General features: G+C 44.4%; 21 protein-coding genes. 12 read left to right on the top strand and 9 right to left on the bottom strand.

What is annotated here, in order from left to right; translation table 11 throughout:
* The first annotated feature begins 208 nt into the window (after positions 1-208).
* The 6 genes from KPL72_RS02375 (at position 209) to KPL72_RS02350 (ending at position 6,336) form a co-directional block, all read left to right on the top strand.
* Positions 209-1,297 (top strand): ABC transporter ATP-binding protein, encoded by a 1,089-nt coding sequence (locus KPL72_RS02375; protein ID WP_110574671.1) that lies wholly within the window; start codon positions 209-211, stop codon positions 1,295-1,297.
* A 2-nt stretch (positions 1,298-1,299) separates the two neighbouring features.
* Entirely contained in the window at positions 1,300-2,457 is a 1,158-nt protein-coding gene (locus KPL72_RS02370) for an ABC transporter ATP-binding protein (protein WP_212917376.1), read from the top strand.
* A complete protein-coding gene (locus tag KPL72_RS02365; protein WP_212917375.1) occupies positions 2,447-3,316 on the top strand; it encodes a carbohydrate ABC transporter permease in 870 nt (289 codons plus the stop codon). The genes KPL72_RS02370 and KPL72_RS02365 overlap by 11 nt, the downstream gene beginning before the upstream one ends.
* A 30-nt stretch (positions 3,317-3,346) precedes the next feature.
* Positions 3,347-4,222: a carbohydrate ABC transporter permease gene (locus tag KPL72_RS02360; protein ID WP_212918820.1), complete on the top strand. Its 876-nt coding sequence runs from the start codon at positions 3,347-3,349 to the stop codon at positions 4,220-4,222.
* 11 nt (positions 4,223-4,233) lie between these two features.
* On the top strand, positions 4,234-4,506 hold the full coding sequence (locus tag KPL72_RS02355) for a DUF2160 domain-containing protein (protein ID WP_212917374.1): 273 nt from the start codon (positions 4,234-4,236) through the stop codon (positions 4,504-4,506).
* Positions 4,507-4,611: 105 nt separating this feature from the next.
* Positions 4,612-6,336 (top strand): ABC transporter substrate-binding protein, encoded by a 1,725-nt coding sequence (locus KPL72_RS02350; RefSeq protein WP_219701688.1) that lies wholly within the window; start codon positions 4,612-4,614, stop codon positions 6,334-6,336.
* Positions 6,337-6,457: 121 nt separating this feature from the next.
* Here KPL72_RS02350 and KPL72_RS02345 read toward each other — a convergent pair whose 3' ends face one another.
* On the bottom strand, positions 6,458-6,640 hold the full coding sequence (locus tag KPL72_RS02345; protein WP_212917372.1) for a hypothetical protein: 183 nt from the start codon (positions 6,638-6,640) through the stop codon (positions 6,458-6,460).
* 208 nt (positions 6,641-6,848) lie between these two features.
* Here KPL72_RS02345 and KPL72_RS02340 point away from each other — a divergent pair, with 208 nt between their 5' ends.
* Complete coding sequence (locus KPL72_RS02340) at positions 6,849-7,733, top strand: phytanoyl-CoA dioxygenase family protein (RefSeq protein ID WP_212917371.1); 885 nt, start codon at positions 6,849-6,851, stop codon at positions 7,731-7,733.
* 116 nt (positions 7,734-7,849) lie between these two features.
* Positions 7,850-8,185, top strand: coding sequence for a hypothetical protein (locus tag KPL72_RS02335; RefSeq protein WP_219701687.1), 336 nt, complete (start codon positions 7,850-7,852; stop codon positions 8,183-8,185).
* Positions 8,186-8,213: 28 nt separating this feature from the next.
* Here the strand turns inward: KPL72_RS02335 and KPL72_RS02330 are convergent, their stop codons facing one another.
* From KPL72_RS02330 to KPL72_RS02310, 5 genes are all read right to left on the bottom strand, one after another.
* The gene (locus KPL72_RS02330) at positions 8,214-9,050 is read right to left on the bottom strand and encodes an alpha/beta fold hydrolase (protein ID WP_219701686.1); all 837 of its coding nucleotides are present in this window, start codon (positions 9,048-9,050) and stop codon (positions 8,214-8,216) included.
* A gap of 252 nt (positions 9,051-9,302) precedes the next feature.
* The gene (locus KPL72_RS02325; RefSeq protein ID WP_212917368.1) at positions 9,303-10,094 is read right to left on the bottom strand and encodes a DODA-type extradiol aromatic ring-opening family dioxygenase; all 792 of its coding nucleotides are present in this window, start codon (positions 10,092-10,094) and stop codon (positions 9,303-9,305) included.
* A gap of 227 nt (positions 10,095-10,321) precedes the next feature.
* On the bottom strand, positions 10,322-10,711 hold the full coding sequence (locus KPL72_RS02320; protein WP_100186151.1) for a VOC family protein: 390 nt from the start codon (positions 10,709-10,711) through the stop codon (positions 10,322-10,324).
* A gap of 134 nt (positions 10,712-10,845) precedes the next feature.
* On the bottom strand, positions 10,846-11,541 hold the full coding sequence (locus tag KPL72_RS02315; RefSeq protein ID WP_212918819.1) for a helix-turn-helix transcriptional regulator: 696 nt from the start codon (positions 11,539-11,541) through the stop codon (positions 10,846-10,848).
* A 4-nt stretch (positions 11,542-11,545) separates the two neighbouring features.
* Positions 11,546-11,992, bottom strand: a complete 447-nt coding sequence (locus tag KPL72_RS02310) for an Rrf2 family transcriptional regulator (RefSeq protein WP_249422048.1) — start codon at positions 11,990-11,992, stop codon at positions 11,546-11,548.
* A gap of 147 nt (positions 11,993-12,139) precedes the next feature.
* Here KPL72_RS02310 and KPL72_RS02305 point away from each other — a divergent pair, with 147 nt between their 5' ends.
* From KPL72_RS02305 to KPL72_RS02295, 3 genes are all read left to right on the top strand, one after another.
* Positions 12,140-13,036, top strand: coding sequence for an NAD(P)/FAD-dependent oxidoreductase (locus tag KPL72_RS02305; protein ID WP_219701683.1), 897 nt, complete (start codon positions 12,140-12,142; stop codon positions 13,034-13,036).
* A gap of 321 nt (positions 13,037-13,357) precedes the next feature.
* Complete coding sequence (locus KPL72_RS02300; RefSeq protein WP_212917367.1) at positions 13,358-14,419, top strand: OmpA family protein; 1,062 nt, start codon at positions 13,358-13,360, stop codon at positions 14,417-14,419.
* Between the two features lie 436 nt (positions 14,420-14,855).
* The gene (locus tag KPL72_RS02295; protein WP_212917366.1) at positions 14,856-15,404 is read left to right on the top strand and encodes a porin family protein; all 549 of its coding nucleotides are present in this window, start codon (positions 14,856-14,858) and stop codon (positions 15,402-15,404) included.
* Positions 15,405-15,533: 129 nt separating this feature from the next.
* Here the strand turns inward: KPL72_RS02295 and KPL72_RS02290 are convergent, their stop codons facing one another.
* Entirely contained in the window at positions 15,534-16,751 is a 1,218-nt protein-coding gene (locus tag KPL72_RS02290; RefSeq protein ID WP_249422047.1) for a TIGR03862 family flavoprotein, read from the bottom strand.
* Between the two features lie 120 nt (positions 16,752-16,871).
* A complete protein-coding gene (locus tag KPL72_RS02285) occupies positions 16,872-17,453 on the bottom strand; it encodes a DUF502 domain-containing protein (protein ID WP_219701678.1) in 582 nt (193 codons plus the stop codon).
* A gap of 159 nt (positions 17,454-17,612) precedes the next feature.
* On the opposite strand from KPL72_RS02285, the gene KPL72_RS02280 reads away from it, so the two are divergent.
* Positions 17,613-18,533, top strand: a complete 921-nt coding sequence (locus KPL72_RS02280; RefSeq protein WP_219701676.1) for a LysR family transcriptional regulator — start codon at positions 17,613-17,615, stop codon at positions 18,531-18,533.
* A 78-nt stretch (positions 18,534-18,611) separates the two neighbouring features.
* On the opposite strand, the gene KPL72_RS02275 is transcribed toward KPL72_RS02280, so the two are convergent.
* Positions 18,612-19,880, bottom strand: a complete 1,269-nt coding sequence (locus KPL72_RS02275; RefSeq protein WP_219701675.1) for an amidase family protein — start codon at positions 19,878-19,880, stop codon at positions 18,612-18,614.
* Positions 19,881-19,882 lie beyond the last annotated feature (2 nt).

Below are 19,882 nucleotides of genomic sequence, written 5' to 3'. Positions count from 1 at the left end.
AAAATCATAAAAAACACTAATAAAAACCGATAAAACCTTTACTTTTCAAAATCTTAACATTTATAAAAAACATAAAAATAATTTTGGCATGGCTTTTGTAAGTACTTAACGAATACAGACAAGATTACAGTGCATTCATTTTTGAGCCTTGCACAAGACCAAAAAGCGTTTGCACTAGAAAACAATAACAACAAAAAAGGTACTTACAATGTCTCTGACGCTGCAGAATGTATCGCGCGTTGTTGAAGGCGAGACGTGGATCGACGATGTAAATTTGTCTCTCGAACCCGGCTCTTTCAACGTTTTACTTGGACGCACGCTGTCTGGTAAAACCACGCTAATGCGCCTCATGGCCGGTCTTGATCGACCAACCAAAGGGAAAATCCTCATGAATGGGGTGGACGTAACGGGTGTGCCCGTTCGCGAACGCAACATTTCCATGGTGTACCAACAGTTCATCAATTACCCCAATCTCACGGTTTACGAAAACATTGCATCGCCGCTTCGCTTAGCAAAGATGGATGAAAAAGAAGTCGACCGCCGTGTACGTGAAACCGCTGAAATGTTGCGTATAGATCCTTATCTTGATCGTCTGCCACTGCAACTTTCCGGTGGTCAACAACAACGTACCGCCATGGCGAGAGCCTTGGTGAAAGACTCGCAAATCATCCTGTTTGATGAACCCTTGGTTAACCTCGATTACAAATTACGCGAAGAGCTGCGCCAAGAATTGCGCGCCTTGTTCAAAGCTCGCAACTGCATCGCCATTTACGCGACAACCGAACCCAACGAAGCCTTAGCCTTGGGTGGTAACACTGCAGTATTGAACGAAGGTCGTTTGTTGCAAATGGGACCAACCGCTGAGGTTTACCATCAACCCAAAGACATTATCACCGCCGAGATGTTCTCAGAACCACCAATCAACGTGGTTCCCGGTCGCGTCAGCGAAGAAGAAGTGACTTTTGACGACACAGTACATTTTCGTTTAAACAGCGATTTACGTCGCCTAACTCCCGGTGAATATCAGTTCGGTGTGCGCGCCTCGCACATTGGTTTAGTGCCACATTCTGACGACGACTTAGAACTACCAGTGCGAGTGGATTTGGCTGAAATCAGTGGCTCCGAAACCTTCTTGCATGTTCACAATCCGCATTTTGATTTGGTGCTGCATTTATCTGGGGTTCATGCCTACCAAGTAGACCAAGAAATTAAGGTCTACTTCCCAACGCACAAACTTTACGCCTTTGACGCTCAAGGCAAGATGGTGCATTCCCCAGCACGAATGAGGGATCAATAATCATGGCCTCTATTACATTAAATGCCTTAGCGCATACTTATACAGACAACCCAACCAAGCCAGAAGATTACGCCATCCGCGAAATGTCCCATGTGTGGGAGCAAGGCGGTGCTTTCGCTCTACTTGGCCCATCTGGTTGTGGAAAATCCACCCTACTGAACATCATTTCAGGTTTGCTGGAGCCTTCCCATGGGGAAGTTTTATTCGACGGCAAACGCGTGAACGAATTAAAGCCAGAAGAACGCAATATCGCTCAGGTTTTCCAGTTCCCAGTGGTGTACGACACTATGACGGTGTTTGATAACTTGGCCTTTCCACTGCGCAATATTGGCGTGCCGGAATACAAGGTGAAGTCGAAAGTATACGAAGTCGCTGAGATTCTTGAACTGTCTGACCAGCTAAAACGCAAAGCCAAAGGTTTATCGGCAGACCAAAAGCAAAAAGTCTCCATGGGCCGCGGTTTAGTACGCGACGATGTGTCGGCGATTTTGTTTGATGAACCACTCACCGTTATCGATCCTCAGTTGAAATGGAAACTGCGCCGTAAGCTCAAGCAAATCCATGAGCAGTTCAACATCACCATGGTGTATGTCACCCACGACCAGTTAGAAGCCTCTACTTTCGCCGATAAAATCGCCGTGATGTACAACGGTAAAATCGTCCAGTTCGGTACCCCACGAGAGTTATTCGAAAAACCAGCCCACACTTTTGTTGGCTACTTCATTGGTAGTCCGGGCATGAACTTTTTTGAAGCCGAACTAAAAAGCCAAGACGATAAAAAAGAAGTACTAATGTTCGGCGATTATGAAATCTCAATCAGCGATGCCATGCTGACACGTTTAAAAGCCATGGGCGCCAATAAGGTTACTTTGGGAATTCGCCCGGAGTTTGTGCATGTTTGGGACGGCAAAAATAACGATGCTTTCCCTGTAGAAGTGGACTACGTGGAAGACCTTGGTACATACAAAATCCTATCTTTCTTATTCCAAGGGCAAGTGATGAAAGCGCGCCTAAGTGAAGACCAGAAAGTGCCTTCAGGGCAAATCTACGTAAGCTTCCCTGAGCAATGGACTAAGGTCTATGTAGATGAGTATCTGGTTGATGTAAGTGATCAAGCCCACTCAGAAGATCCAAAAAAGGAGACTGGCCATGCAAACTAAAGTCGAAAACAATAAGGCGTGGTTCCTTGTTCTGCCTGTTTTTCTCATCGTGGCTTTCTCTGCCATCATTCCTCTTATGACGGTGGTGAACTATTCGGTACAGGATATTTTTGATCCTTATACACGCTACTTTGTCGGCACAGAATGGTTCAAGCAAGTGATGCTAGACAGCCGCTTACAAGAAGCCTTGCTGCGTCAGTTTATCTATTCTTTCACGATTATTATCATTGAAGTGCCACTGGGGATTTGTGTTGCCTTGATGATGCCAACCAAAGGCCGAGGCGCGTCTTTGGCCTTAATTCTGGTTGCCATTCCTTTGCTGATTCCATGGAATGTGGTGGGCACTATTTGGCAAATCTTTGGCCGTGCAGACATCGGTTTATTTGGTGCTTTTATGAGCAGTATCGGTGTCGATTATAACTATGCCTCTGATCCTACCGACGCTTGGTTAACAGTTGTCTTGATGGACGTGTGGCATTGGACTCCATTGGTTGCCTTATTGTGCTATTCCGGACTGCGGGCGATTCCTGAAGTGTATTATCAAGCAGCACGCATCGACCAAGCATCACGCTGGGCGGTATTCCGTTACATCCAGCTACCGAAACTCACTAACGTGCTGATTATTGGTGTGTTATTGCGCTTTATGGATTCTTTCATGATTTACACCGAACCTTTTGTTCTTACCGGTGGCGGCCCAGGTAGTTCCACAACCTTCTTGAGCCAAGCCTTAGTACAGCAAGCCATCGGTCAGTTTGACCTTGGTCCTGCCGCAGCGTTCTCGCTGGTGTACTTCTTAATCATCTTGCTCGTGTGTTGGGTGTTCTACACCACCATCATGAACATGCAAAAAGACAAGTAGGAGCGGATCATGACGCAATCAAATACCTCTATGACACGCACACGCAATACAGGTAAAAAAGAACAAGCCCCGGTTTACAGCAAAGCTGAACGTAAGACGCGTAATGCCCACCTTCGTGGACGCTTCGGTTTGGTGCTGTATTTGGTGCTGTTACTACTGCCAATCTATTGGCTAATCAACATGTCATTTAAAACCAATACCGAAATTCTCAGCGGCTTATCTTTCTTCCCTGAAGATTTCACTTTGGCAAACTACGCTAAGATATTTGGCGACCCAACCTGGTACATGGGTTACGTAAACTCAATTTTTTACGTGTCCATGAATATGGTTATCAGTCTACTGGTTGCCTTACCTGCTGCTTATGCCTTTAGCCGCTATAAGTTCATTGGTGATAAGCACATGTTCTTCTGGTTACTCTCTAACCGTATGGCGCCACCAGCTGTGTTCTTACTGCCATTCTTTCAGCTGTATTCTTCTGTTGGTTTGTTTGATACCCATATTGCCGTGGCGCTAGCTCATTGTATTTTCACAGTGCCTTTAGCCGTGTGGATACTGGAAGGTTTTATGAGTGGCGTACCTCGTGAAATTGATGAAACAGCGTATATCGACGGCTATTCGTTCCCTAAATTCTTCGTGCGTATCTTCATCCCCTTGATTCGCTCAGGTATCGGCGTGACAGCCTTCTTTTGCTTCATGTTCTCTTGGGTAGAGTTGCTATTAGCACGGACGTTAACGTCAGTTGATGCAAAACCTATCGCGGCCATTATGACTCGAACCGTCTCGGCGTCAGGGATGGACTGGGGACTACTCGCAGCCGCAGGTGTGCTGACTATCCTACCGGGTATGTTGGTCATTTACTTCGTTCGTAACCATGTGGCGAAGGGCTTTGCCCTTGGTCGAGTGTAAGGAGAATTATTATGGCTTGGATGTCTTGGACATTACCTACCGCCCTATTTTTTATCGGCATTGCTGTGATCTTGGTCGGCATGACCACATGGCAACTGGTCTCGCCTTGCGTGGAACGTCGTGGCTTTTTGCCACTGGCAACCACGCGTGGTGATCGCTTATTCATTGGCCTGCTTAGCAGTGCTTTTATCCACCTTGCATTCGTTGCGTTAACGGATGTGAACATTGCGGTGGCAACCGTCCTATGCGCATTTTGGATGATCATCCTGATGCGTTGGGGCTAGTCAACGTCATTATCAGTAATGAACTGATGGACTCTCTAGTACGACAGGCACGGAAGCCAAACATAAAAAACCAAAAAGAAAAACCAAACTTTGTTGAGGTAAACTATGCACTACAATAAGAAAAAAATTGCACTCGCCGCCTTACCCTTTGCTGTCATGATGCATTCAGCCACCTTATGGGCTGACGCATACTCAGACGCCGCAGAAAAATGGGTAGATACCGAATTCACCGTTTCTACACTAACCAAGCAACAACAGCTTGACGAAATGCACTGGTTCACCGAAGCCGCTAAAAAATTCCGCGGTATGGAGATAAATGTAGCGTCTGAAACCTTAACGACTCACAAATACGAGTCTCAAGTGTTGGCTAAAGCCTTCACCGAAATTACTGGCATCAAGGTCAATCATGACCTGATCCAAGAAGGTGATGTGGTCGAAAAACTGCAAACACAAATGCAATCTGGTCGTAACATTTATGATGCTTACGTCAACGATTCCGACTTGATCGGTACCCATTTCCGCTACGGCAAAGTGGTACCAATCTCAGACATGATGACTGGCGATGGCAAAGATTTCACCTCGCCAACCTTGGATCTTGCCGATTTCATCGGCTTAGATTTCACCACAGGCCCAGATGGCAAACTTTACCAGTTGCCAACGCAGCAGTTTGCTAACCTTTATTGGTTCCGTGCTGACTGGTTTGCTCGTCCTGATCTAAAAGCCAAATTCAAATCTATCTATGGTTATGAGCTAGGCGTGCCAGTTAACTGGTCTGCTTATGAAGATATCGCTGAGTTTTTCACCGATAAAGTGAAAACCATCGATGGTGAACGTATATACGGTCACATGGATTACGGTAAAAAAGACCCATCTCTAGGCTGGCGTTTCACCGATGCTTGGTTCTCTATGGCAGGTGCGGGCGATAAAGGTCTTCCAAACGGCTTGCCTGTAGACGAATGGGGTATTCGTATCAAAGATGCGTGTTCGCCTGTTGGTTCAAGCGTCTCTCGTGGTGGTGCAACAAACGGCCCTGCTGCGGTTTATGCAACAACAAAATACGTAGAATGGCTGCGCAAATACGCGCCACCAGAAGCGCAAGGCATGACCTTCTCTGAATCTGGCCCTGTGCCAGCTCAAGGTGGCGTGGCTCAGCAAATTTTCTGGTACACCGCCTTTACGGCTGACATGACGACCAAAGGTCTTCCTGTTGTAAATGAAGATGGTACGCCAAAATGGCGCATGGCGCCGTCTCCTGTTGGGCCATACTGGGAAGAAGGCATGAAAAAAGGTTATCAAGACGTGGGTGCTTGGACTTTCATGAACTCAACACCAGAAGACCGTCGTCTAGCCGCGTGGTTGTACGCTCAGTTCACCACAGCAAAAACCGTTTCATTGAAGAAAACACTAGTAGGTCTAACACCTATTCGTGAATCAGATATCAACTCTCCTGAAATGGCTGCTGCAGCGCCTAAATTAGGCGGCTTAGTTGAATTCTACAAAGGACCGGCGCGTAAACAATGGTCGCCAACAGGGATTAACGTACCTGATTATCCTAAGCTAGCTCAGCTTTGGTGGCAGTACATTTCTCAAGCGGCAAGTGGAGAAGCCACACCACAGGAAGCGCTTAACGGCCTAGCAGAAGCGCAAGACAAAGTAATGGAGCGTTTAGAACGTGCTAACGTACAGCCTCTATGTGGACCAAAAATGAACAAACCACGTGACGAAGCTTACTGGTTGGCTCAACCAGGCTCTCCAAAACCAAAATTGGCGAATGAAAAACCACAGGGTGTTACAGTTTCCTATGACGATTTGCTTCGTTCTTGGGAATAAGATCACTCTACACTCTCTGAACATTTGACCGGCTTAGGCCGGTCTTTTTTCGAGTGGAAAATGGCGAGGATTAAATTGCATTGGCAATAGTTGATATTACGTGGCTAAATAAATAAAAGTATCAATGTGTCATTGTTTCATCGTCCACCATCAAAGCTTTTAGCTCGTCCTGCAAGCTTTCAATCTTTTCAGCCAGTATATGCTGCTGAGAAGGCGGTATTTGAGCAATATCCTGAAGCGATACTTTTTCTAAGTTTTCGAGCAAGCTAACCAAATGTTGTATGCGGTCATCTTTTCTGTTCATGCGGGTTCTCTCCGTAGATAGCATGGTGACTACATAACCATAGACAACTTTTAGAAATTACTCTGTCATAAATGAGAAAAGTTATGTAAAAAATTGAAGTATTTGTTAGATAAGAACAAAAAACTTTGATTTTAAAGCATTATTTATAGCTACAAGGGCGAACACCTGAAATCACTAAGACTCTAACGCTGAACGGGAAACCAACTCGATGACATTTTCTAACCGTGAAAACTTCCGAAAAAAGGGTGTCCTTCAACTCTCCAATGTTATCGATGTTGAAATGCTTGCCGATGTGCAAACTCATCTTTGGCAAGAAGTGGAGCGCAACTTTAGCATCAATATCGACGAACCTAGTACATGGTTTACCAATGCCAGTAACCCTGTCGGAGACGCTCGTGCAAAACGGCTAAACGGTATGGGATCGATTATGCGAGAGCTCAAAGCGTCAGGTAAATTGGATAAGGTAGAGAGTGCAATCCAATCGGCTATTGATAAGGTATTTGGTGCTCATTCATGGCAACCGCTAGATCTTTGGTATTCTTTGTTGAGTTTTCCTGGCTCAGAGTCAGTTTGGAATGTGCCTCATAAATCTTGGCATAATGATGAACCCACTGTGGTGGAAGACGCCGAGCCGTGGAGCCTATTTGTTTTTGTATTTCTCGATAATGTCACTGCCGATATGGGGTCAACAACGGTCGTATCTGGCTCTCATCGACGAGCGGAACGTCTCGCAACAGCACTAGGAACATCCAATAACGCGGCGTTAATAAACGCCTTTGAATCGGTGAACAGCGGACTGTTTGAAAACCCTGAAGACGTCACGCTACTGCCCATGGATCAGGTGTTAGATCCCCTTATTCAAGAAGATCCGTGGTTCCAAGAACTGGTTAAAGAAGGCTCTCCTGATCAACGAATCCAACGATTCATAGAAGAAGGCAGTTCCCTGCATGGCATCGAACAGAGAGTTGTCACATTGACCGGCACCGCTGGCGACATCATTGTATTCGATCCGCGCTGTCTTCACACTTTTTCGGCCAATGTTTCAAATCTTCCTCGACAAGTATTACGACTCGATTTTAGGCGAAAAATATAACCTATCGGCCAATACCCTTATTTGCCTTCTTACTTAAACAGTCAATAAAAAAGGCAAACACTATGATTTCCCAGTAAAATACAGCACCTACTCATTTCACTATTTATAAGGTTTTCATGGCAACATTTACGCAGCCCAATTCATTAGATCAGTCCAATGAGGCGTTAGAGCATGCTAGAAAGGCATTTGAAATCAGTGCTTCTAACTTCACGACAGATCACACCGATGTCATCAGTCACATGCAGGAAATTGTTGAAATATTGCTGGTCAAAAAACAGTTTGCCGAGGCGTTAAAAGAAATCGAGCAGTTAAAGGCACTGGCGGCTTCGAACAAAAAGATCAAAATCGCCATGCTCGAGATGAAAGGTCGTATCAAACAGGTTGGCGCCAAATCTGGCTTTCGATCTAGAGCCACCAAGAAATTTACAACACGTAAGCCCAAGAACAGTTAGTCAATCATAGAGGCTTACGTGTTAAAAATTACGCCTCGTGTTCGAGGAGAAATTCCGTTAGCAGTTTATTCACTTCCACTGGCTCTTCAATTTGTGGCGTATGGCCGCAATCTTCTAAAATAATCAATTTAGAATTAGGTGTCATGGCTTGAGCATGTTGCGAATGCGCTAGTGGTATCACCACATCGTGGCGGCCATGAATAAATAAAACTGGCTTCTTTGTCGAAGATAGGATCGCGAGCGTTTTGCTGTAGAGACTTTCTCTTTGTCCCGATACCGTCGATATTTCTTTCAAAGTGGCAACAAAGGCTGCTTGAGCTCCTTCTCGCATAACATTGCGAGCTATGGTCGCTTTTACTTTTTCAGTGACTTTATCCTGATCATAAAAAATGCCTTTAATCTGGTTATCGATCGACATCTGTCCAGGCTTTGATATTAATTTCCCCAAAATCGGCAATAGCATCAAGCGAAAGGGAAGAGGGATATCTTTACCAAGTGCAGCCGAATTCAATAAAACGGCTTTTGTGACTCGCTCTGGATGAAGTCCCATCATATGAACACTGATCCCAGCCCCCATAGAGTTTCCACCTACAGCAGCCTGATCAATCTTCAGCGCATCTAAAAAATGCCATGCAAAACCTGCATATGTTTCTATGCCAAAGGCATCATGGGGAATATCTGACAGGCCATGACCGGGTAAATCCCAGCTAATAATTCTGAAATGCCCAGCTAGTGAGTCCGCTTGCGCTTCCCATGTTTCTAGCGATGAGCCAATACCATGAGTCAGTAACAGTACTGGCTTTTCACCGCCAGTGTCTCGATAGCGAATCGTATTGCCTTGAACGGATGTGTATAAATCTTCCAAAATAGTGCCCTCTCATTGTTTTTATATTTATATGGACAAGGTTAGCAAGGCATATGCCATCTTTAATAACAGCCGTTAGATTACTGATTTTTAAAGACTTAACTGTTTGATTAGAAAACAAAAAAACCAGTTTTCACACTGGCTTTTTTTGGCGTTTAAGCTTTTTTATTTTCTCATCAAATGATAAAACAGAAAAACAAGGGAGGTAGATTTTTTATCATTTAAACAATCGCAACCAACTATCAAATCAAGCTAATCAAAGCGAAAGCTAGAGGCTGTCCAGCCACCGAAAAGCCCTTCATCGTGATACACACAAGTTGCTTTACCATTTTGTGCCGCTCCAAGAGCCACCATTAGCGGAATCAAATGATCTTCTCTTGGGTGAGCAATACGAGCATAAGGCGCTTTGTCCCACTCAACCAATCGACTGTTTCGCTCTGCTGGTGCTGATTCCAGTAATGTTTCTTGTAACCAAGCATCAAAGCCATTCGAAGGCTTGATGGCTTGTGGGCCTCTCAATCCAAGGTTGTGAAAACTCAAGCCACTGCCGACGATCAATATGCCTTCTGCACGTAATGGTGCCAACGCTCGGCCTAATGCCATGTGTTCTTCTGGGTTTAGGTTCGATTTAAGTGACAATTGAACCAGTGGCATATCAGCCTCTGGATACATCACTGCCATGGGAGCAAATGCGCCGTGGTCGAAACCTTTTTTATCATCCAAATCCACTGGAAACCCTGCACCTTTTATGAGTTCAGCGACACGAGCTGCGACGTCTGGCGCGCCCGGAGCCTGGTATTTCACTTCATAGGTATGAGCTGGGAAACCGTAATAATCGTATTCCATTCCCGGAGCTGGACTAGACTGAACACCAAAAGTTTTGCGCTCCCAATGGCCAGAAATCATCAAAATGGCTTTTGGTTTTTCAGGCAATTCTTCCGTCATTCGAACCAAAGACGCTTCAAGATTAGAAAACATGGCGCGCATGTCTGTCATGTAAGGCCAAGGGCCGCCGCCATGAGAAATAAAATAAGTGGGTAACATAATCATTCACCTCTAAAACTGGAATAATTAGCCAACTCGCTAAAAGCTGAATTGGCTTTATTTGATGTGATCAGTCTAGGCTTGCGACTCAACTTGATCAATATGCATCCAGTTAACCCATCATTTCATTTTAATCAACAATCTAATAAAAAAGACTGCTTGAGTTTCTTTTCGATTAAAAAAAGAAAATCTTCATCATTTGATCGATGAAGGTATCTTCTTAGCCATTAGGCTTTCTCATGCTTGCCTTTTTCATAGGTATAGACACGCAGACGATGGCCATCAGGATCGAGCGCGGTGAACGTCGTGCCAAAGTCCATTTCGGTTGGTTCTTGAATAATGTCGACGCCCAGCTCTCTCCATTTGGTGTAATGGATTTGTAGAGTAATCAGATTATCAAGAGCTAGTGCTACTTCCATGCTACCTGCTGGTACATCGTTGGCTTTTGGCAATACGCTTTCTCGCGCCCATAAGCCAAATTTTGTTCCCGTTTCCGAGACAAACAAAGCAAAACCTTCGGTCGACTCGACAGGCTCCCGGCCAAACAAAGGACGATAAAAATCTACACTGCGCTGAACATTATCTACATATAAGATGGTGAAATTTGAGAGATCCATACTGATATTCCTATTTGCTGTTTATATTTCACGTTAAAAGTTTAGTACTTCAAATCGGGCTTTCGCCCGATAAAATGAGAATAAACAGACAGAGTGTCAGATCTTGTCAGCAGTGATGCAAAGTAGAGAGTGTTTTATTGAGAAGGCTTTAACTCATGTAGCGTAGCTCGCCATCGTTTGAGCAATACATGACGAGGCGTTGCATAGCGAGTATTGATTAGCTCACTAGATAGGATTCTATCCGTACGAAAGTTTCGAATCTCCTGTCTCAACTCACACCAAGCAACCAACACTCGCACTTCATCGAAATAGCCTAAAGCAAATGGCCAAATTCGTCGCTGGGAGTGTTTGCCTTTTAAATCTCGATAATCAATAGAGAGGATTTTCTCGTCACGAATGGCTTGACGAACTTCGGCCATATCAACCGTATCTGAGGTCGACTCTTTGCTCGGGCCGATCAGCAAGGTCGTATCATCGAGGATGTCTTTTAATTCCGCAGGCAATACCGACGCAATTTTATTCAAAGCGTTTTGTGCCCCATTACTTAATTGGCTATCGGTACGTTGTGCAACCCAACGTGCGCCTAGCACCAAGGCTTCTATTTCTTCTTCTGTGAACATTAAGGGAGGCATAAGAAAGCCCGGCTTGAGAACGTAGCCAACGCCAGCTTCACCTTCAATATTCGCACCTTGCTCTTGCAGGGTGACAATGTCTCGATACAAAGTCCGCAAACTCACATTGAGTTTTTCCGCCAACGCCTTCCCAGATACTGGATATCGGTAACCACGTAGTAAATCAATTAAAGCAAGCAAACGCTGGGAACGAACCACCTTGTTACTCTCCGCTAGAGGCTTGTTGATTAAGTGGATAATCCGCAAAGCCAGCTGCTAACACATCTAATGTTACTTCTCGAAAGCGTTCTAGCAATAATGCTTCGGCTTCAATCAATACATCACTAATAGCTTGGTTAACGGCAATTTCAATTGGGCATGACGTATGTTCATCAGACAATCCAATGGTAAACACTGAGCTTTCACCCAGAGCATTATGGATATCTAACAAGGTGATATCAGACAAAGCCATGACCAATGACCAACCTCCACCGTGACCTTTAACCGAAGTGACGTAACCTTTGTCTCGCAAGCCAGCCATGGTGCGACGCACTACAACAGGGTTGGTATTAAGCATACTGGCAATTTTTTCGGAGGTAGCAGGCGCATCCAGCTGATTCATGTGAATCAGTACGTGCAACATGCGGGATAAACGGCTGTCTTTTCTCATCAGGGATCTCATGGCGAATAACAATGTGTATATTCTAACTCAGATTATCATGAAACATTGAAAGTATCATGAGTTGACTTTAATATTTCATGTAACTTATGATGTTATTTAATATCTCTATGTTTAACAGGAATAAGGAACAACTCAATGCAACTTGACGTTATCGTAATTGGTGGAAGTTTTGCCGGACTGTCTGCCGCCATGCAGCTAGCAAGAGGACAAAGACAAGTCACAGTAATAGACGCTGGAGAGCCAAGAAATCGCTTCTCTGATGAATCTCATGGATTTTTCGGATTGGACGGTGTGTCACCCTTTGCTATTCAGCAAGAAGCCTATCGTCAGCTACTTAAATACCCGACAGTGAACATTGTCAAAGACAGAGCAGTAGCAGTCGAAAAAAATGCTTCTGGGTTCAGCGTCACACTTGAAGACGACACTAGCCTTAATAGTAAGAAACTCGTATTAGCAACGGGTTTAAGAGATGAGTTGCCCAATATTCCTGGTCTAAAAGAACGCTGGGGGGCGACGGTGATTCATTGCCCCTATTGCCATGGTTATGAAGTACGTAACCAGCCACTCGGCGTTATAGCAACCAGTCCGCTATCTACCCATCAGGCTGGAATGATCCCTGATTGGGGCCCAACCACTTACTTTACCCAAGGTCTATACGAACCAGATGAAGAGCAACGCGCGTTTTTACTGAAACGCGGTGTTACCATTGAAAGCACTCCAGTATTAGAAGTACTGGGACGTGCGCCGGAAATTGCTTCTGTTTACCTTGCTGATGGCCGTACAATTCGTATCGCAGCGATATTTGTTGGACCAAAGACTCATATGGCAAGCCCGTTTGCCGAGCGGCTTGGATGTGAATTTGAAGAAGGGCCTCTTGGCCTTGTTATTAAAACCGATGCCTTAAAACAAACGTCTGTGGAGGGTGTTTTTGCTGCTGGTGATGTGTCCAACCCCATGCAAAATGCCACCTTAGCATCGGCTTCTGGAGTGATGGCTGGTGTCGGAGCTCATCAATCATTAATGCACGATTAAACCTTTGGTTTATCTTAAGGGTGGATTATAAATATCCACCTCAGCTCCACCAATCTATTTTTATCTTCTCTTATTTAGACACTAAAGTGAAAATCTCGTGTAATGAATATCTCCTTTTCTGCGCTTTTAAATACCTATCCTCTACTCTATCCGTGTTAATAACGCTTATTAAGTAAACACCGCGTCATGATTGCGCAATATCAGATTACATAAGGGTTATAGGTAATTTCGGGGGTGTTTTTTTAACATCAACAAACGCGCTATGCTGAGAAAAAGAACAACCAACACAGAAAAATATAGATATTTATCAGGAGATAAAAAATGTCTTTTAAAATCGCAAAACGCACGCTTCTCAGCAGTATTATTGCAGCGTCTTCAGTATCAACATTGGCGCTTGCACAACAACAGGAAGGATTCACCGTTACGCCAAGTATTGGCTACTACAATATGGATAGCGATAGAGATACCAAGGATGATCAAGCTTACTCTTTAGGCCTAGGTTATCAATTCAACAACCCATGGGCGGTCGAATTTGTTTACCTAAATGCAGATTCTAAACAATCTGGTGGCGGCGGTGACGTCGATGTAGATCAATACCGAATTGATGGTCTATATCATTTACCAGATGTCAGCCCACTTAATCTTACGCCTTATTTAGCCGCCGGTGTGGGTACTGCCGACTTTAGTAACGGTGGTAATAACAATACACAAGTCAACGCGGGTGGTGGTTTGAAATATGCTATTAATGACACAGTGTCATTACGTGCTGACTTCCGTCTAGTCGATGATGTGGAAGATCATCACCTCGATAATGTCACCTCTCTTGGTGTACAAATGACGTTCGGTGGATCGTCAGCAAACTCAACATCTAATGACGATGATTACACACCTGTAGAGCAGACTTATACACAGGTTGAACCAGAGCCAGCAGCTCAACCACAAGAAACACAACAGCCAGAAGCAGTTACAGAAGAACCTGTTGCAGCCTCACCTATTGCGGAAGAAGCACCGGCACAACCAGAAGTAGTGGCTGAGCCACCGGGAAAAATCAATATTCAATTTGGCCTTAACAAAACCAATGTTGAACAGAAGTTTTACCCAGAAATAGAGAAAATCGCTATTTTCCTTAAAGACAACCCAGAAAGCACTGTCGTAATCGAAGGCCATACAGATGACTCTGGTGCCGCAAGCTATAACCAGAAGCTCTCTGAAAAGCGTGCTCAAGCCATTTCTGATGTGTTAACTAACACCTTTGAGATCTCAGCAACACGCGTTGAGGCAATTGGTTACGGCGAAGAAAGACCTTTCGTTGAGAACGATACAGAAGCACACCGTGAAGCTAACCGCCGCGTTGTCGCAATTATCTCAACCAGCGAAGCATAAGCACCACATATTACATTCTCCCAAGTAGCCTAAGGCTAAGGCAACGCCCGATATTTTTTATATCGGGCGTTTTTTTATTTGTAGTATTTGAAGATTCCTGTGCGAATCACGCTTTTTGACAAAGCGCCTTCTATTTACCTTTGTGCATAATTAGCACTTTGTGACCTTCTGGTGCTTAGTCACGCCACAATTACTTTTTGGCTATTTTTAAGTGAAAACTTACTGTAATAAGCGACGCATTTCCTACACCCTTCTGGGCGCTTTTTGACCACTAAACTGCTTGAATACCACCACTTTAGTAAAGCTTCCGTCATGATTGGGTAGCAGAGGTTCATGTCCCATTTTTTACGCATTTTGAGGGGGCTTTTCACGGCAAAAAATCCGCGTAATCTAGATAGCGAACAACAAAACATTATGTTCATTAGGAGAAATTAATATGTCTACATCATTTAAAAAATACACTCTTTTTAGCGGTGTCCTAATAGCTTCATCACTCGCTACAATGGCATATGCTGCAACACCAAAAGAAGGTTTCACAGTAACACCAAGCATAGGTTACTACGATGCGGATAGCGATAGACAAGCTGGCAATGACATGTCTTACTCCATTGGCGTCGGCTATCAAACAAACAGCCCATTAGCACTAGAAGCAGTTTATCTTCATTCTGATGCCAGCAAAGGTGGACGTGATAACGACTTGAATCAATATCGAGTAGATGGCCTATACAGCCTGCCTGAGTTCACTACTGTAAATCTAACGCCATACGTCGCAGCAGGTGTTGGTATGACAGACGTTGATGGCGACTCTAACAACCTACTGGTAAACGCTGGTGGTGGTGTAAAATATGCAATTAACAGTGATGTGGATCTTCGCGCAGACTTCCGTCTAGTGAAAGATATTGAAGACGATCATTTAGATAACGTAACGTCTGTTGGTGTACAGTACAATTTCGGTATGCCAAACCAACAAGCTTCTAATAACTAAGCTTTAAAAGACAATCAAATCATTCTCTAACATGGATATGTTGCTGAAATAGAAAATGAATAGAAAAGCGCCCAATGGCAACATTGGGCGCTTTTTATATGCTAAATCTAAGAGTTTTATATCACCTACTCAGGATAGGAACTCATCCACGCCTTTGGCAGCCAAATGCCCAGTCGCAAAACAAGCCGTTAATAAATACCCACCTGTTGGCGCTTCCCAATCCAGCATTTCACCAGCACAAAAAACACCTGGCATGGCTTTCAGCATCAGCTTGTCATCAACACTGCTCTCACATACCCCACCCGCACTCGAAATGACTTCTTCTATCGGCTTGGTTTTGTAAAAGCTAACAGGCACCGATTTTAAACATCTAGCTAAGGTTTCTGGCGTCTGAAAGGCTTCTTTAGGAAAGGATTCGTGCAACAACACAGCTTTCACGCCAGTGATACTCAGCGTACGTTTTAAGTATTTACTAAAGGATTCTTTTGGCTTGGTATTGCGCAGTTTTTTGATGACTTGCTCTTCACTTTGCAGCGGCAGAAAATCCATCAACAAAGACGACTGACCTGAGTCGTTAATGCCATCGCGCAAGTATTTAGAAAAAGCATAAATCAGACTGCCTTCCATTCCATCTTGCGTAACAATGCATTCGCCCTTTTTCGTCACCACTTGGCCGTCCTCTAAGGTAAAAGAAAACGCCACATCTTTGAGTGGACTACCAGCGAACTTAGTTTTTAAATGCTCACTCCATTCACTGTAAAAACCACAGTTGGCACTTTGCAATGGTGCCACATCAATGCCTTTTTCAGTCAATACTGGAAGCCAAGTACCATCTGAGCCCAACTTCGGCCAGCTAGCACCACCCATTGCCAATACAATCGCATCCGCCCGTGCTGTGACACTTTCTCCAGTATGATCAAACACCACTTCATTGGCTGACAAGCCAATCATTTTGTGACGCATATGAAACTGCACACCAGCATCACGCAAACGTTTTAACCAGTTGCGTAATAAGGGGGCAGCTTTCATGTCTTTGGGAAAAACTCGGCCGGATGTGCCGACGAATGTCTCGATGCCTAAATTATGAATCCAATCACACAAGGCATCGGCATTAAACTGACTAATCGATGTATCCAACCACTCAGCTTTGTCGTAATAGCGTTGAATAAACTCTGGATAGGCTTCGGAATGGGTAATATTCATACCGCCAACACCCGCCAATAAAAACTTACGGCAAGCGCTCGGTTTAGCATCGTAAACATGAACCTGATGACCTGCGGCACAAATACCTTCTGCTGCCATCAGACCCGCAGGGCCAGCACCGACAACAATGACTGTTTTTTGCATTTGTACCACTTCTTGCATACTCGCCAACATCACTTTAAAGAGTTACTAAAAAAGAAGTGTATGATAAAGAGTTTTGACTCAAGCCCCAATGATTTCTAGTAAAAAACGCACGTTAAAGTATTAAGGCTTAGGTTTTCCCTGCACCCCAGCCGTCAAGGCAAGACGCATAGCTTCTTCTACACCTATGTCCAACTCGGTTAAGCGATCACGGGAGATATAAAGCGTCATACCACCAATTTGATAGCTAAGTGGCACATAAATACCCACTAAATTTTGTTCTCCAAATAACTGCTGCCCAGTTTGTTCACCAGTAATAAAACCAATAACTTGAGCGCCATTCCATTCAATTGACACTACGCTCTTCATTTCCTTCTTTTCCGCCAAGTTAAACACCATCATCATGTCTTTAATGGCGCCATAAATGGACTTCACTAACGGAATACGCTCAAAAATGTTTTGGCTCAACTTCACCAAATAACGAACACCATAAAGGTTGACTAAGAACCCAATCAATACCAAAGCGCCCAACGTAGCAATTAAGCCTAATCCTGGAAAATACAGCGCATCGGGAATAAGGAATAATAAAAGCGGCTGAGCAATAGCTTCACCTGTCGCCAGCAACCAATAGATCAAATACACGGTCAAGCCAATCGGTAAAACCGCCACTAACCCTTTAAGCAATAACGTAATCAATTTATTCATGTTTATAATGATCCTATAAAATTGTTCACAGCATACCGCAAGCTTTGTGCCACTCCTATGACTCTGGCAAGAGTTAACGAAAAGATTGCCGAAACATCGTCAGCCTTATACCCTTTTGCGCAATAACTACTAAGTTAAGGCCTCTTACGGAGTAACAATATGAACTACAAACGCCTAGAAACCTTCGTATGGGTTGCCTCGTTAGGCAATTTCCGTAAAGCCGCAGAGCGACTTCATACCACGCAACCAGCTATTTCAGCTCGGATTGCGGGATTAGAAGCTGAGTTAGGCGTTAAACTTTTCGAACGAGAAGGCGGTTCCAGCCCGATTATGTTGACCTCCAAAGGCAAAGAATTACTCCCTTATATAGAAAAAATTCTTTACCAGACCGAGCAACTACGAAAACGTGCCGGTCTTTCCACCGCTTATTCTGGCGTACTGCGTTTAGGTGTATCTGAAACAATAGTAAACACTTGGCTGCCGGATTTTCTTTCTCGTCTGCACAAAGATATGCCAAACCTAGATGTGGAAATGACGGTCGATATCACGGCAAACCTAACGACAAGTATCAAGGACAGAACACTGGATTTAGGGCTGCTAATGGGACCGATTTCTGAGCCGAACATTGTTAACCGAGAGCTCTGTACTTTTTCTCTCTCTTGGGTCGCCAGCCCGAACCTAGATCTGCCCGATAGGCTTTTGTATCTAGAAGAGTTAGCCAAATGGCCAATCATTACCTATGCTCGCGCCACTAAACCTTATGTCGAAATTAACCAAAAATTCCGTGAGCTGGATGGCGCACCCGCGCACTTCTTCGCCTCTACATCATTGGCCGCCTGCCGAAGTTTAGCCATTGATGCGGTCGGCATTTCTACTTTGCCGAACATTATGATCGCCAAGGAGCTGGAAGCGGGCAGCCTGCAAAAAATTCGTGCCGTTTGGACACCCAGCGACCTTACGTTCACCGCATCCTATTCAGATGAGCCATTTAACCCGATTGCTGAAGTGGCGACAAATACTGCCGTACTTGCTGCCCAAGAGTACAGCAAAAAGCAAACCGGAGAAGATAACAGAGCTTAAGAAAGCACTTAAATAGACAAACAAAAAACTTGCCGCTCTTTAACCGATACGCCAAGCTTTTTAGAGCAAACAAAATAACTAGCCTTGTAAAATAGCTTCTATTTGTTTCGCTAAGCTTAACAACACTTGGTCCTTACCATTGCCAGCCGTCAACATCAGCCCCATAGGCTCTTGTTGAAAACGGAAAGGAACAGAAATACTACAACCATTTAAAACATTGGCTAACGAGGTATTGCGCAGACACAACAGGTTTAAACGATCGTATTCGGAGTCTTGTGCTAAATCCGTCAATTTAGGCGCGACAACAGCAACGGTCGGCAACAAGAAAACGGTATTAGGTTCTTCCTCTGCCATTCGCTTAATAAAAGCCTGTCGAGCCGCTTGAGTTCTCTGAAAGTCCTCAGCATTAATGGTTTTCGCACGGGCGATACGAGAAGCAACTCGTGGATCAATATCCGCAGTCTCTAAGTCATAGTTCTGACTATAAAACGCCTGACTTTCGAACGACGAGAATTGCCAAACTGGCAAGGTTTTATAGGCTTCTAGAGCTTCAATGAAACGTCGTTCAACTACAACACCAGCGGCCTCAAGACAAGCTAGCTTCTCCTCAAAACCATCCTCAACCAGCGCATCCAAATCATTCATACCAAAGTTACTTGGTACGACTAGCTTCAACTGAGAAGAATCCGTGCTTTTTGCTGAATCCACTGACGGTGCCCCAGACAATACATGCCAAAGCAATTCACATTCTTCTACTGTTTTAGCAATTGGACCGACTGAATCAAGCTCATCAGACAATGGCAAACAACCTTCCCTTGAGACAGTTTGCTGTGATGGTTTAAAACCAGTCAAGCCACAAAACGCCGCTGGAATACGCAATGAACCGCCAGTATCGGTACCAAGCGTTGCATCCGCCACACCCAAAGCGACAGACGCGGCACCACCACTGGTCGATCCTCCGGTAATGCGACCAGCATTAATCGGATTGTCCGGCGTGCCATAATGGGGATTCAAGCCCAACCCAGAATACGCCAGCTCCGTCATATTGGTGTGACCCAAGAAACTCGCACCAGCGGCTCTTAACAAAGCAACGGCAGCGGCATCTTGCTTTGCAAGCTGTTGGTTAATAAATACAGAACCTGCTTGTGTCTTATATCCTTGTACTTGAAACAGGTCTTTAATAGAAATAATCGCCCCATTTAATGACCCTGGCTGAGGCTCAACATAATCAAATAACTCAGTAAAAACTGACTGACCTTTTGAATCGATAATATCTAAAGCACTCTTCCACTTGGCAATAAGATCTCTATCCTGCCAAGCAAAATTCGATGATTTTGGTTGCGTCATAC

The sequence above is a fragment of the Marinomonas lutimaris genome, from assembly GCF_019426345.1.
In the GTDB taxonomy this organism is placed as follows: Bacteria; Pseudomonadota; Gammaproteobacteria; order Pseudomonadales; family Marinomonadaceae; genus Marinomonas; species Marinomonas lutimaris.
This window is presented reverse-complemented; position numbering and strand designations above follow the sequence as displayed.